The organism is Ruegeria sp. CE9 (assembly GCF_056537425.1).
Map to the genome: position 1 here is coordinate 47466 of NZ_JBQFRO010000004.1, position 13677 is coordinate 61142.

15 protein-coding genes are annotated in these 13677 nt (G+C 56.0%); 8 read left to right on the forward strand and 7 right to left on the reverse strand.

All coding sequences use genetic code 11. The features are described 5' to 3' along the window. Positions 1–24: 24 nt before the first annotated feature. Together fabG and fabD are read right to left on the reverse strand one after the other, a co-directional pair. Positions 25–762 carry a 3-oxoacyl-[acyl-carrier-protein] reductase gene (gene fabG / locus ACR0B3_RS09550; protein ID WP_480808856.1) on the reverse strand — a complete coding sequence of 246 codons (738 nt, stop codon included), beginning with the start codon at positions 760–762 and terminating at the stop codon, positions 25–27. Between the two features lie 44 nt (positions 763–806). Then, positions 807–1745 (reverse strand): ACP S-malonyltransferase, encoded by a 939-nt coding sequence (fabD, locus tag ACR0B3_RS09555; RefSeq protein ID WP_480808857.1) that lies wholly within the window; start codon positions 1743–1745, stop codon positions 807–809. A 172-nt stretch (positions 1746–1917) separates the two neighbouring features. Between fabD and ACR0B3_RS09560 the strand changes: the two genes are divergently transcribed. After that, complete coding sequence (locus ACR0B3_RS09560) at positions 1918–3147, forward strand: cytochrome b/b6 domain-containing protein (protein WP_480808858.1); 1230 nt, start codon at positions 1918–1920, stop codon at positions 3145–3147. A gap of 53 nt (positions 3148–3200) precedes the next feature. Here the strand turns inward: ACR0B3_RS09560 and ACR0B3_RS09565 are convergent, their stop codons facing one another. Continuing rightward, positions 3201–3773, reverse strand: coding sequence for a YceI family protein (locus tag ACR0B3_RS09565; protein WP_170724040.1), 573 nt, complete (start codon positions 3771–3773; stop codon positions 3201–3203). A gap of 127 nt (positions 3774–3900) precedes the next feature. Further along, positions 3901–4410 carry a hypothetical protein gene (locus tag ACR0B3_RS09570; protein WP_480779936.1) on the reverse strand — a complete coding sequence of 170 codons (510 nt, stop codon included), beginning with the start codon at positions 4408–4410 and terminating at the stop codon, positions 3901–3903. A gap of 278 nt (positions 4411–4688) precedes the next feature. On the opposite strand from ACR0B3_RS09570, the gene rpsF reads away from it, so the two are divergent. The 6 genes from rpsF (at position 4689) to ACR0B3_RS09600 (ending at position 8524) form a co-directional block, all read left to right on the forward strand. After that, on the forward strand, positions 4689–5042 hold the full coding sequence (gene rpsF, locus ACR0B3_RS09575) for a 30S ribosomal protein S6 (RefSeq protein ID WP_068332653.1): 354 nt from the start codon (positions 4689–4691) through the stop codon (positions 5040–5042). Positions 5043–5069: 27 nt separating this feature from the next. Then, positions 5070–5297 carry a 30S ribosomal protein S18 gene (rpsR, locus tag ACR0B3_RS09580; protein ID WP_005608650.1) on the forward strand — a complete coding sequence of 76 codons (228 nt, stop codon included), beginning with the start codon at positions 5070–5072 and terminating at the stop codon, positions 5295–5297. A 12-nt stretch (positions 5298–5309) separates the two neighbouring features. Then, on the forward strand, positions 5310–5930 hold the full coding sequence (rplI, locus tag ACR0B3_RS09585) for a 50S ribosomal protein L9 (RefSeq protein ID WP_170724038.1): 621 nt from the start codon (positions 5310–5312) through the stop codon (positions 5928–5930). Positions 5931–6119: 189 nt separating this feature from the next. Further along, the gene (locus ACR0B3_RS09590; RefSeq protein WP_480809123.1) at positions 6120–6569 is read left to right on the forward strand and encodes a transglycosylase SLT domain-containing protein; all 450 of its coding nucleotides are present in this window, start codon (positions 6120–6122) and stop codon (positions 6567–6569) included. A gap of 279 nt (positions 6570–6848) precedes the next feature. Then, positions 6849–7550: a LuxR family transcriptional regulator gene (locus ACR0B3_RS09595; RefSeq protein ID WP_170686177.1), complete on the forward strand. Its 702-nt coding sequence runs from the start codon at positions 6849–6851 to the stop codon at positions 7548–7550. A 119-nt stretch (positions 7551–7669) separates the two neighbouring features. Further along, a complete protein-coding gene (locus ACR0B3_RS09600; protein WP_480808859.1) occupies positions 7670–8524 on the forward strand; it encodes an acyl-homoserine-lactone synthase in 855 nt (284 codons plus the stop codon). Positions 8525–8619: 95 nt separating this feature from the next. Here ACR0B3_RS09600 and tig read toward each other — a convergent pair whose 3' ends face one another. From tig to ACR0B3_RS09615, 3 genes are all read right to left on the reverse strand, one after another. Then, positions 8620–9951 (reverse strand): trigger factor, encoded by a 1332-nt coding sequence (gene tig / locus ACR0B3_RS09605; protein ID WP_480808860.1) that lies wholly within the window; start codon positions 9949–9951, stop codon positions 8620–8622. Between the two features lie 184 nt (positions 9952–10135). After that, positions 10136–11260: a porin gene (locus tag ACR0B3_RS09610; protein ID WP_480808861.1), complete on the reverse strand. Its 1125-nt coding sequence runs from the start codon at positions 11258–11260 to the stop codon at positions 10136–10138. Between the two features lie 306 nt (positions 11261–11566). Then, positions 11567–13159, reverse strand: a complete 1593-nt coding sequence (locus tag ACR0B3_RS09615; protein WP_480808862.1) for an NAD(P)H-hydrate dehydratase — start codon at positions 13157–13159, stop codon at positions 11567–11569. Between the two features lie 169 nt (positions 13160–13328). Here ACR0B3_RS09615 and ACR0B3_RS09620 point away from each other — a divergent pair, with 169 nt between their 5' ends. Beyond that, positions 13329–13667 (forward strand): P-II family nitrogen regulator, encoded by a 339-nt coding sequence (locus tag ACR0B3_RS09620; RefSeq protein WP_170686181.1) that lies wholly within the window; start codon positions 13329–13331, stop codon positions 13665–13667. Positions 13668–13677 lie beyond the last annotated feature (10 nt).

The window sequence follows — 13677 nt, forward strand, 5'->3', positions numbered from 1 at the left end:
TTTCGCATCCGCCTCAAATTGCGATTACAACATGGCCATACCGCCATTCACATGCAAGGTGCTTCCGGTTACATAGCCCGCCTCGGGGCTGGCAAGGTATAGAACGGCTGCGGCGATTTCATGCGGATCGCCCATGCGACCGGCCGGAACCTTGAGCAACAGACCCTTCTTTTGTTCATCCGTTAGCTTTTCGGTCATGGCGGTTGTGATGAAACCCGGTGCCACCGCGTTCACCGTAATACCACGGGTTGCAACCTCATGCGCCAGCGCCTTGGAGAAGCCGATCATACCGGCCTTGGACGCGGCATAGTTCGCCTGCCCCGGATTGCCGATCGCCGCCACTACGGATGAGACATTCACGATCCGGCCCCAACGCGCCTTCATCATGCCGCGGATCACGCCTTTGCACAGCTTCATGGTGGCGGTCATGTTCACGTCGATCACGCTCTGCCACTCTTCATCCGACATGCGCATGAACAGGTTGTCGCGCGTGATGCCAGCATTGTTGACCAGAATATCGACGGAACCCATCGCCTCGGCAGCCTGTTTTGGCAGGGCTTCGACAGCCTCGGGATCACTCAGGTTGCAAGGCAAGACATGTGCGCGCTCGCCCAGGCTCTCGGCCAAGGCTTGCAGCGGCTCGACGCGTGTTCCTGATAGGCCAACAGTGGCTCCGGCATCGTACAATGCGCGGGCGATATCGCCGCCAATGCCACCCGAAGCGCCTGTGATCAGCGCATTCTTACCTGTCAAATCAAACATCAATGTTCCCTCTCTGGCCGCCGACACCGGCGACTGTTCTTTGTTCATGCGCCGGGGTTAACGGCTTTTTGTACGTCTTCGGGCGACCCAACCGCCGTGCAGGCCAAGGCACGATCGATCTTGCGGATCATACCCGACAGTGCTTTGCCAGCGCCGATCTCCCACGCCTCGGTCACACCCTGCGCAACCATGTACTGCACGCTTTCGCGCCACCGGACCGAGCCGGTGACCTGTTCCACCAGCAGTTGGAGGATCACATCCGGATCGTTCACAGCCTCAGCGCGCACATTGGCGATCAGGGGCGCCGCAGGTGCCTTGATTTCCACAGAAGCCAAAGCCTCTGCCATTACATCTGCCGCAGGCTGCATCAGCGCACAGTGAAATGGAGCACTTACCGGCAACATAATTGCGCGTTTGGCGCCTTTTTCCTTGGCGATCTCGGCTGCGCGCTCAACAGCGGCCTTTGAACCAGACACGACAACCTGCGTTGGGTCATTGTCATTGGCCGCCTGACAGACCTCGCCTTGCGCGGCTTCATCAGCGACCGCACGCACGGCCTCAAGGTCGAGCCCCAGGATGGCCGCCATTGCACCTTCGCCGACCGGCACCGCGCTTTGCATCGCCTGTCCGCGTGTCCGCAACAGGCGAGCCGTATCAGCAACACTCAGCGCCCCGGCTGCTGCCAAGGCCGAATATTCACCCAGCGAGTGCCCGGCCACATAAGACGCCATCGAGATTGAAGCTCCTTCAGCCTCGAGCGCACGCATCGCTGCTATCGAGGTTGCCATCAGCGCGGGCTGCGCATTTTGGGTGAGGGTCAGTTCCGCGATATCGCCTTCCCAGATCAGGTCACTCAGCTTTTCGTTCAAAGCCTCATCGACCTCATCGAATATGGCGCGGGCGGCTGGATAGGCCTCGGCCAAAGCTTTGCCCATTCCGATGGTCTGGGCGCCCTGCCCCGGGAAAACAAACGCGCGTGTCATTGGTGCCTCTTGCGTGACGTCAGGTTTCGGCGCGGTGTAAACTGACTGATCGCGCGGCACAAGCATTGCCTGCGTTCTGCATCAGGACACCTTTGATGTGCATTTCTCTGCCTTGTGTCCGCACAGCATCCATTTAACTTACCCACAACTCAGCAATGCGGAGAGCCCAGCAATGTCCCTGACAAACACCCACTCCAGCTATGGTGGTGTAACCAAAGCATTTCATTGGCTGACCGCCCTGTTGATCTTCACGGCTCTGCCTCTGGGTTGGTTCGCAAATGAACTGGCTCATGCGATATACGATCCGAACATCCCAACGACCGAAGAGGATATCGCCCGCGCGGCCCGCCTGTTTTCGCTGCATAAAACCGTTGGGCTCACTGTGTTCTTCGTGGCATTGGCCCGAATCCTCTGGGCCATGACGCAGACCAAGCCGGGCTTGCTGAACGCCGACAACAAGCCCGAGGCCTTTGCGGCTGAAACGGTGCACTGGCTGCTGTACGGATCGCTGATGCTGGTCCCGCTCAGCGGCTGGGTTCACCATGCTGCAACCGATGGTTTTGCACCGATCCTTTGGCCGTTTGGCCAAAACCTGCCTCTCGTCCCAAAGTCAGCCTTCCTGGCCGAGATTACTGCGGCGCTACACTGGTTGTTTGTCTGGATTCTGGGCGTTTCGCTGGTACTGCACATCGCAGGCGCATTGAAACACCACGTGGTAGACAAAGACAGCACCCTGCGCCGCATGCTGCCGGGGCGGTCGGATGCGCCCGAACCACCAGAACAACACCATTCGGTCTTGCCTGCGTTTACCGCTTTGGCCGTCTGGTGCGTGGTGCTTATCGGAGGTTGGGTCACTGGTGAGTTTGACGATCACGGCCAATCTGCGGTGGACACTGCAGAGCTTGAAGAGGTCCAATCGGACTGGGAGGTCGAAGACGGCACCCTCTCGATCACGATCTCCCAACTGGGCAGCCCTGTGACAGGCAAGTTCGCAGATTGGACTGCTGCCATTGCATTTGAGGACCCAGCAGAGCCGGGACTGGCAGGCACTGTTGATGTGACGATTGCCATCAACTCTCTCAGCCTCGGTACTGTGACCGAGCAGGCAATGGGCGCTGATTTCTTTGACAGTGCTCAGTTCCCGACGGCCCAATTCAAAGCTGATCTGTTCAAAACCGATGCGGGCTATGAAGCCCGCGGGCCTTTGACGATCCGGGATCAGTCCGTGGATGTCATCTTGCCGTTCACATTGGAGCTTGAGGGTGACACCGCGACCATGTCAGGCACGCTGGAGCTTAACCGCATGGATTTCAATGTTGGGACGTCGCAGCCGACCGAAGACTCACTGGGATTCGCTGTCGCAGTCTCAGTTGAGCTAACGGCAGAACGCGACGAGGAATAAAGAAACCGCCGGAGGGTTTGCCTCCGGCGGTTAGAAATTCTGTTCAGGTCAGCTTAGTCGGCTTTCTGTGCCTCAACCGAAATCCGAACCTCAACCTCGTCACTCACGAACGGAGCGAACTGACCAAGGTCGAACTCGCTGCGCACCAGCGTGGTGGTTGCGTCAAAACCGGCCCATGGCTTGCCTGCCATCGGATGTTCGCCCACTTGATTCAGCTTGGCATCAAGAACAACGGATTTGGTCACGCCGTTCATTGTCAGATCGCCGGTGATATTGGCTGTGCCTTCGCCTGTCACTTCGATGCCGGTCGAGGTGAAGGTGATCAGATCGCCTTCGGTCACGCCAAAGAAGTCTTCGGTCATGAAGTGATCTTCGCGTGGTTTCCAGCCGGTGAACATCTCAACGACTGGCATCGACACGCTCACGCTTGAAGCAGCCGGGTTTTCCTGATCGAACATGATCTCGCCTTCAAAGCCTGAGAACATGCCGTAAGTGGTCGAAAAACCAAGGTGGTTATAGTTGAAGATCACCTGGCTGTGGCTGGGGTCCAGTACGTATTTTTCTGCGCTGGCGAATGCTGTGGTCGCCGATACGGCCAGAGCAGCGGCAAGAAGGGTGGATTTCATGACAATCTCCGCAAATTTTGTGTTGGCAAACCGGGTGGGTTGCTCAGAAACCAAAATGTGCCGCCCAAGGGCGGCACACAAGTATTTTTGATTCACAAACTCTGTTCCTTTTTGAACAGAATAAAATTCAGGCGAAAATTGTTACGTTTTGGCTGAGTTGACCTTTGAGCGCTGAGCTGACATCCGCTGACTCCAGCGGCAGCTTCATCAGCAGGCTGCCATCGACGTCGAACAGTTCGACCTGATCATCCACAAAACGTGCTCCACCCAGCGAGTCATAGCTGCGGCGCAATACTGTTTGCGGGCGGCCATTTTCATTTTTCTGGAGAATGCGAACCTCGCGACGGATCGGATCGAAATACGCATCTGGACGCGGGTCCATCGTTTGGATGGTCAGCAGGCTGACACCAACGATCAGGAACATGAGTGACGCGACCAGTTTGATGGGCCAAACCTCGGCGCCCATCACAGCACCGGGCATCAGCCACATCGAAAAGGCGGATACGATCAGGAATGCACCCACGGCACGCAAAAGAACCATCCGGGCGCGCCAGTTCGGAGCGAATGTAATCAGAACGGGTACGGATTTCTCAAATACCGCGCGGGGCGCTGTTTGTTCAAAAGTATTTGTGTTCATGACGGCCATTGTCTTGCCCTGTCTATGTTTTTCGGGTTGCCGGGTTCTCCCGACCTCGTAAACAACCTCGGGGTGAAAAGCGTCAGGAATTGGGCGCACCAGTGGAAATTGGGCGACTTCACAAGGGCATATGTGGCAGGGCTTGCCCCGCCGCCATAAACGTGTATACGGGGCCATCCTTCGCAGGAGTTATGAATCGCGCAGCCTCTCGTGGCAGGGTCGCGAAGGATCATCTGGCCCCGCCTTTGAAATGCGCCTTGATATAAACAGGAGTGCACATGCCACTGTATGAGCATGTAATGATCGCGCGTCAGGATCTGTCCAACGCGCAGGCAGAAAGCCTTGTCGAACATTTCGGCACCGTTCTGGCTGACAACGGCGGCAACGTTGTTGAAAGCGAGTACTGGGGCGTCAAGACGATGGCTTACAAGATCAACAAGAACCGCAAAGGCCACTATGCCTTTCTGAAAACCGATGCCCCTTCGGGTGCGGTTCAGGAAATGGAACGCCTGATGCGCCTGCATGACGATGTGATGCGCGTTCTGACCATCAAGGTTGACGAGCATGCCGAGGGCCCCTCGGTTCAGATGCAGAAGCGCGATGAGCGCGAAGGCCGCCGCGAGCGCCGCTGATCAACGCCTGACGAAAGGACATAAACCATGGCCGCAAAACCATTTTTCCGCCGCCGCAAGGTCTGCCCGTTCTCGGGTGAGAACGCGCCGAAAATCGACTACAAAGACACCCGTCTTCTGCAACGCTACATCTCTGAGCGTGGCAAGATCGTACCTTCGCGCATCACCGCCGTTTCGGCAAAAAAGCAGCGTGAACTGGCCCGTGCTATCAAGCGCGCCCGCTTCCTCGCCCTGCTGCCCTACGCCGTGAAGTAAGGAGAGACTGACATGCAAGTTATCCTTCTGGAACGCGTTGCGAAACTGGGTCAGATGGGCGACGTCGTTGACGTCAAGCCTGGCTACGCCCGCAACTTCCTGCTGCCCCAAGGCAAAGCGCTGAGCGCGTCGAGCGCGAACATCGCCTCGTTCGAAGCCCAGAAAGCACAGCTTGAGGCGCGCAACCTGGAAACCAAGAAAGAAGCTGAAGCGCTGGCTGAAAAGCTGGACGGTCAGCAGTTCATCGTGATTCGCTCGGCATCGGATGCCGGTGCTCTGTACGGTTCGGTCACACCGCGTGACGCCGCAGATGCTGCAACCGAGGCTGGTTTCACTGTCGACAAGAAGCAAATCGTTCTGGTTGCTCCGATCAAGGAACTGGGTCTGCACGCGGTTGCCGTCAAGCTGCACCCCGAGGTCGAAGTCGAGATCAAAATGAACGTCGCCCGTTCGGAAGAAGAAGCCGAACTGCAAGCGTCGGGCAAATCGATCCAGGAACTAGCCGCTGAAGAAGAAGCTGCTGCTGAATTCGAGATCGCCGAACTGTTCGACGACATCGGCTCGGCCGCATCAGAAGACGAAGATCTGGTCGCCGAAGAAGCTCCGGCTGAAGAAGACGAAGCCAAAGCCTGATCTGGCAATACTTCAAAATGCGAAGGGCTGTGCTGTTGCGCAGCCCTTTTTCCTTTCGCGAGGCGACAGGCAAAATTTAGCCCGATTATGCTCGTAGGCTTGCGGACAGGTCGTGGTTTCATATCATCACCGCTCGAAATCAGGAGTACGAGAATGACCCCCCTCCTTCGCCGCAGTGTATTAACTTTGATGCTACTGGCACCATTGGCCGCGTGCGGTGGCCCCGGATCGTCGGGTGGCGGGGACTCATATGATCCGCCACTTTACCCGAATGAAACACCCGAACTGCGCGCCTCGATCAATAAATGGGCTGATCATTACGAGCTTCCGCGCGAGTTGGTGCACAAGTTGGCGATCCGAGAGAGCACGCACCGCCCCTGGGCCGTAAACCGGCCCTACTATGGACTGCTGCAAATCCTTCCGGCGACCGCAAGATCAATGGGGTATTCTGGAAACGCCGAAGGCTTGCTTGACGCGGATACAAATCTGGAGTTCGCCGGAAAATACTTGCGCGGTGCCTGGCTTTTGTCTGATGGAGATCAACAGCGTGCCATCTTTCTCTATGCCAAAGGCTATTGGCCCGAGGCAAAGGCCCGCGGCATGTTGGTTGAAACTGGTCTGGTTTCTGCCACAGAATAGGCATGTTTAATTCGCAATCGTCGTGTAATGCACACACATAATCATCATAATGCCACGGCGAATCCCATGACCTACTGCACAACCCTGACGTTAACACCCTGCGGCGGTGCGTTATTGTGTGTCTGAAAGGCACAAATGCCTATAAAAGGCAGACATTTCCCACATCTTCTTGTCTTAACAGGCGAAATGTGATGTGCTGCTTGACGTCAGGGAAGACTGTACCATTTTCCTGGCCAAGGGGATCCGCCCGCTCACTCGGGTCTAACTGGTCGTTACCGTATGGATATTGTTGATCTCAGCACCCTTCCCGAACAGGACTCTCGCTATGATGAGTTCCTGCAGCAGGTCTGTGACAAATACGAAATGGACCATGCGGCCTATGCCGGTATGAACCCGGCAGCGGGAACAATCCATGGCCATGTGACCTATGGTGACGACTGGAAAAATCACTATCAAGAGCAAGGATTGCACTTGATTGATCCTACTCTGCACATGGTTCAACGCAGCATCGCCCCAGTCGATTGGAGCCGCCTTGAGCGCGGCAAGGATTTCCAGCGCGTATTCCGTGATGCGCATGATTTTGGAATACCTGATCAAGGGGTTACCATCCCTGTCAGGGGCCCATATGGTGACATCGGTCTTTTAAGCGCCACAAGGGATTGCAGCCGCGAAGAATGGAAGAAGCTGGTTCCAAATGTGATCAGCGACCTGCAATCTCTGGCCGTGCACATCCATGACAACGTCATGACGTCGGATACGATCAGCCGGATGCTGTATCACCCAACCCTTTCCAGCCGTGAGTTGGAGATTTTACAGTGGGCCGCAGCGGGCAAATCCCAGCAGGATATCGGCGATATATTGTCCATTTCGCACCGCACGGTTGAGGTACACTTGCGCTCTTCCCGCGAAAAGCTTAATGCACTCACGACTCCCCAGGCAGTCGGTCGCGCCATCGGAATCGGTCTAATCTACCCAGGTTAAAGCCAAATTCTTCCGAAATTCGGCCAAAAAAAGCCAATATTACGGGAAACCCCCAATAGATTCGCCCTCGAATCCGAGTAACGTCTTATCCACAGACAGATCACTCGAAGGGGGTTAACATGATTTTGGTAGTTGATGGGCTGAACAGACATCTGTTCACCGAGGTACTTGACGAAATGTTCGAACTGCGCGCCCGCGTCTTTGGCGGACGGCTTGGATGGGATGTACAGATCGAAGATGGGAAAGAAATCGATCAGTTCGACCACCTGGATCCTGCATACGTAATCGGTCTCGACGATGAGGGGAACGTCGTAGCCGCAGTGCGTGCACTCCAGACCACCGGTCCACACATGCTTTCAGATGTCTTCTCGGATATCCTGTGCGGCGAAGCACCAATGCGCAGCGCGACATTGTGGGAATCAACCCGTTTTTGCGTCGACACGCAGCGCCTGACGCGTGGCAAGGAAAAGAACTCGGTCTCTTATGCGACTTGCGAGTTGATGATCGGATCTTTGGAATACTGCCGCAGCGCAGGTATTCAGGACATCATCACCGTGATCGACCCGGTTATGAACCGCGTCCTCAAACGATCGAATTGCGCACCTTACGACTATGTGGGCGAGACGGTTCCGATGGGAAAAGTGCCCGCGATGGCCGCCCTACTGGACTGCAGTGAAGAGCGGATTTCGGGACTTCGTGAATTTGCAGACATCCAACATGATGTCTTCATCGAAGAAGAAACGGCACTTGAGATGTTCGAGGCCAAGAAAGCCAAGACACTCAGCCCGGCAAATCGTGACCACAAGCCGCTTACGGATCTTGAGAAGTACTTTGTCGAACAGATGAGTGCGGCCAAGACCGAAGCTGAAAGACAGGCAGTGCTGAAACTGATCGAAGCGCTGACGGACACCTTCACCCCAGAGCAGAAGATCGCTCTGTTACAAACCCCCCGTGCTTTTGCTCATGAGGCCTGACCCCCTCACCTCATAGTACAAAGCCACCCATGCGGAGCCGTCTAATTTCGAGACGGCTCCGCTTTTTTTGCCCCTGAAAAGGGGAAGGAAGAGGATTATTCCTCTTCCAGTGCCTCAACGGCTTTCTGCAGATCGTCTTTGCTGACTTCTTTGTCTTCGACCTGTGCCAGCTCGACGATATAGTCGACAACCTTGTCTTCAAAAATCGGCGCGCGCAGTTGCTGTTGCATCTGAGCGTTCTGCTGCACGAATTCAAAGAACTGGCGTTCCTGACCCGGGTACTGACGCGCTTGGTTCATGATCGCCTGCGTCATCTCGGCATCGGTCACTTCGACCTCGGCTTTCTGGCCCAGTTCAGCCAGCAACAGGCCCAGGCGCACGCGGCGCTCGGCCAGCTTGTTGTGCTCGTCGGTCGGCTCGATCGGATCATGATCGTGACCTTCGACTTCCGGGTTCTCTTCGTGCCACAGCTGATGTGCGATCTGCTTGGCTTCGGCTTCAACCAGCGACGGCGGCAGTTCGAACGACACCTTCTCGTCCAGTACGTCCAGCAGGGCACGCTTCATAACAGCGCGCGACGCGCCAGCGTATTCGGCTTCCAGGCGTTCACCAATCTGTTCTTTCAGTGCAGCCAGATCGTCGGCGCCGAATTTCTTGGCCAGCTCATCGTCGACCTCGGCCGCGACCGGTTCCTTCACCTCTTTGATGGTGCAGGAGAAAACGGCGTCTTTACCCGCCAGATGCTCGGCACCGTACTCTTCCGGGAAGGTCACGTTGACGTCTTTTTCTTCCTCGGCTTTCACACCAACCAGCTGCTCTTCAAAGCCGGGGATGAAGCTGTTCGAACCCAGAACCAGCGGGTAATCCTCAGCTGAACCACCTTCGAACTCTTCGCCGTCAACCTTGCCAACAAAGTCGAAAACGATCTGGTCGCCGTCCTTGGCTTTGGAACCCTTACGGCGCGCTTTAAAGTTCTGCGCGGTCTCGGCCAGATTGTTCAGCGCTTCTTCAACGGCTGCGTCATCGGCTTTGACAACCAGCTTCTCCAGCTCGACCGATTTCAGGTCAACTTCGGGGATCGCAGGCAGTGCCTCATAAGACATCTCGACGTGGACGTCGTCGCCTTCTTTCCAGTCCTCATTGGTCATCTTGACCTCGGGCTGCAGAGCCGGACGATCACCGCTGTCTTCAAAGTGCTTGTTCATCGCACCATCGATGGTTTCCTGCATCGCTTCGCCCAGCAGGCGCTGGCCAAACTGCTTTTTAAGCAGCGCCATAGGCACCTTGCCTTTGCGAAAACCCTTCATTTCAACTTCGGGCTGCGCTTCGGTCAGCTTTTCGTTAACCTTGTCGTCCAGCTCGGCCGCGGTCACAACGATGTTGTAGCCGCGTTTCAGACCTTCGTTCAGCGTCTCGGTAACCTGCATTTTGGTAGTCCCCATAGGATTCGGGGCGCGCAAAACGGGCGCGCCGGGCAAATTTGACGCCTTCTATTTGCCCTGCCGCCTGCGTGCAAGAGGCAAAGGCCCTTTCGGCCCTGTTTTACCCCTATCTCAGACGAAAAAACGCCCCGACACAGACCGGGGCGTTCGAACATCAAATGTTGCGAAATCAGAACTTCCAGCGGGCGCCCAGCACCCAGGCTTCGTTGTTGTCAAACGAAGCGCCATCTTCGAAGTCGTGATTGCGGTATTTCAGGTAGGCATCGGTATTGATGCTGTCGATGCGCTGAACAACTGCAATGCCCCATGCATCGGTGTCAGACCCGTCATTTACAAAATCCGAACCTGAGTAATAGTCGATCCCGATACCGGTCTTGCCCCAAGATACCCACTGATCCTCGTAGGCAATCTTGCCGTAGAAGTAGTTCGGATCAGATGCTGCATCCGCATCATTGTCGCGCGTACCGGCAGCAACGGTAAAGCTGAGGCCACTTTGTAGCAGAACCGAGGCCGATCCGATGGTATCTTTGCGATCCCCTGATCCATCGTCAGCCGACCGAACCGAGTACGCAACGGCCGCTGCAAACTCGACCCCACCACCGAAGGTATTGTTGTAGCGCACACCGATGTCGTAATAATCGTCGTCATCGCTGCTGGACAGAATGTTTTGACCATAAGCGATCCCTGCCTTGAAACCGCTGAAGTCAGGCGTGTCATAGCGAACGCGGCCACGGCGTGCACCGTCAAAGTTGCTGCTGGAATCACCAACGGTGATGTCGCTCAGCAAACCGTCAGTACCGCGATAGAAGAACCCGCCATTTTCGTCATTGGTAAAGGAATACAGCGCGGTTCCGACATAAGACAGGTCCACTTCGGCAGCGCCATCCGCAACCATGCTACCCTGACCGGCTGAAAATTTACCCCAGTCACCGGCAAGAGCAAAATCAACGTGGCGGATATCTTCACGGGTCCAGCCGCTGAAATCCGTGCCCAGCTGGTTCCACTCGCTCGAGTTCGGAAGACCAAGGCCGGTTTCAAAGCGGAAGGTGAAATCGTTGTTGCCGAAAGGCTGCAGCAGTTCCAAACCGACGCGGCTATTCGACAGGTCATTGTCCAGAACCCGCGTTTCGGTTTCCTCACCATCGTCTACCGAGATCAAGGCCGGGTGCAATTGACCATAGAGCAGGACATAGCCACCCGTATTGTTTTCGTATTTCAATTCGGCGGCGGCAGGGATTGCTGTCGTTGTGACAAGCGCCGCTGCGATCGAAGTCAGCTTAAAATTCACTGTCATGTCATTCACCATAGATGGGTCAGTTTCTTGATATTGCCGATATGTTCACGCGGTTCATCGGTTCCAACGTTCGCAAATGCGAATAGGTCAGGCATTGCATTTCTGCCACATGCGGCGGCAGGCATCTTCTGGAAAGAACTTTATTATCAATAAGTTGACCTAATTGGGTAGGTGCCGCCAACCCACTCGCAAGACAATTCTGGCCCTGAGCGTTGCAGCATGCAAACATCCGTTATGCGCCATACGGGACAGAACGGCGAAACATCGCCGCTTTGCTCGGCCATCGGCCAATATTTGCCTATATACTTAGATATCTAGTTGCCTGAATACGGCTGGCACCTGTTCCGGAAGGTTTTCGGCGATCAATCCCGGCCCAAACTGCCTTGCGCATTCCACGTGCAACCATGCGGCGGTTTCAGCCGCGAGCACCGGGCTAAAACCGCGCGCCAATAGACCCACAATAAAGCCCGCCAACACATCACCTGATCCGGCGGTCGCCAGCCATGGTGACGCTCGATCATCAACCCCGGCATTGACCAGGCATCGACCATCTGGCGCTGCAATCACTGTATCAGGTCCTTTGAACAGAACCACGCAACCCGCTCGTTCAGCGGCTTCGCGGGTAGCATCCACTTTGGAAAAAGCCGGCCCCTTATTCGGGGCTGCCGAGAGCTTTTCTGCGATGCCGGGAAACAGCCGCGCGAATTCTCCGCCATGCGGCGTCAATACACATCTGTCATGGAGCATTCCTAACAACGTATCAGGTGAATCCGCGAAGGTGGTTAACGCATCCGCGTCCAACACAACAGAACGCCCCGTCGCCAAGGCGATGGGAACCAGATTTAGCGCACGCTCCAACCCCAAACCCGGGCCAAGGCACAGCGCATTCAACCGTTCGTCGCGTAGTATGTCAGTGAAGTCTTCGCTCTCATCAACTTGCTTGAGCATGAGCGCCGTAATCTGGCTGGCGACCTCTATCAATGCAGCCGGTGGAACACCGAGCGTCACCAACCCTGCCCCTACCCGCAATGCACCCCGAGCTGCCAACCGCGCAGCGCCGGTCTTGCCGACCCCACCCGTTAGAACGAACGCGTGCCCATGAGAATATTTGTGGGCATCCTGGCTTTTTCTGAGGTCCACGCCCGAGGGACGGCTTACAGCCTGAGCGATGTCAGTACTTCGCGCATTGTCGCTTAGCCCGATGTTTTTCACGACCACCCGACCACACATTGCTGGCCCTTCAGCCAGAATGTGCCCAAGCTTCCGCGCGTGGAATGAAACTGTCAGGGCTGATCGCGCACAACGACGACCGTGCGGGGGAAACGCACCGCCCAGAACCTTCCCGGAATCCGAACAAAGCCCAGATGGCAAATCGATTGCAATAGTGCGCGGCGGCGCGATGTTGGTTCCCCTACCCTCGCCGCGTGCTTCCCATGCATCCTCAGCATCATCATGGGCCCACAAGTGTTCCCACAATGCCGGATCCTCGATCGGACGCGCCAACCCGGTTCCAAACAACGCATCTATGGACAAATCCGGGTGCCGAATTTTCGACTTGGCAAGGTCAGCAGCGCCCAGTGTCCTTCCGTCCCATCGTTCGAAATTTGTCTTTGCGTCCGGTGGCAATTTGGCCGGATCACCGAAAAGAAACGCTTCGACCTCCCAACCTCGGTCTTTGAGCAACCGCGCGACAACAAATCCGTCCCCGCCATTGTTGCCTGGTCCACAAAGAACAACTGCGCGACCCTGGGCATTCTGTAGCTCGGGCCATTCTTCGAATATAGCCTCAACCACGCCCCGCCCGGCCCGCTCCATCAGCTCCAAACCCGTCACCTGACCAGACTCGATTGCAGCTTGTTCAATGGCGCGCATCTGTGCGGCGGTCAGCAAATCTGTCATCTCAATCCCCAAAGCGATTCAATTCTGATTACATTTTGTGCAAATCGATCAAAATTTCATCTGCTGCACGATTTCACAGCACAACAAAGCGACCAAATCCGCAGCGCCATTGCCGCCCGATCTTAGACGTGATCATTGCCGTCGTGACAACCATGCAAGGTGAGCCGGAATGAAAAAGATCGAAGCGATCATCAAGCCGTTCAAACTGGACGAAGTGAAAGAAGCGCTGCAGGACGTCGGCGTTCAAGGCCTCAGCGTGATCGAGGTGAAAGGCTTTGGCCGCCAGAAAGGTCACACCGAACTGTATCGCGGCGCGGAATATGTTGTCGACTTTCTACCAAAGGTGAAGGTCGATGTCGTTCTGGACGACGATCAGGTTGACGCCGCGATCGAAGCCATCGTCGGTGCTGCAAAAACCGACAAGATCGGAGACGGCAAGATTTTTGTCTCGCCCGTCGAACAAGCCATTCGCATCCGCACCGGTGAGACCGGTTCGGACGCCCTGTAACAGACCCATC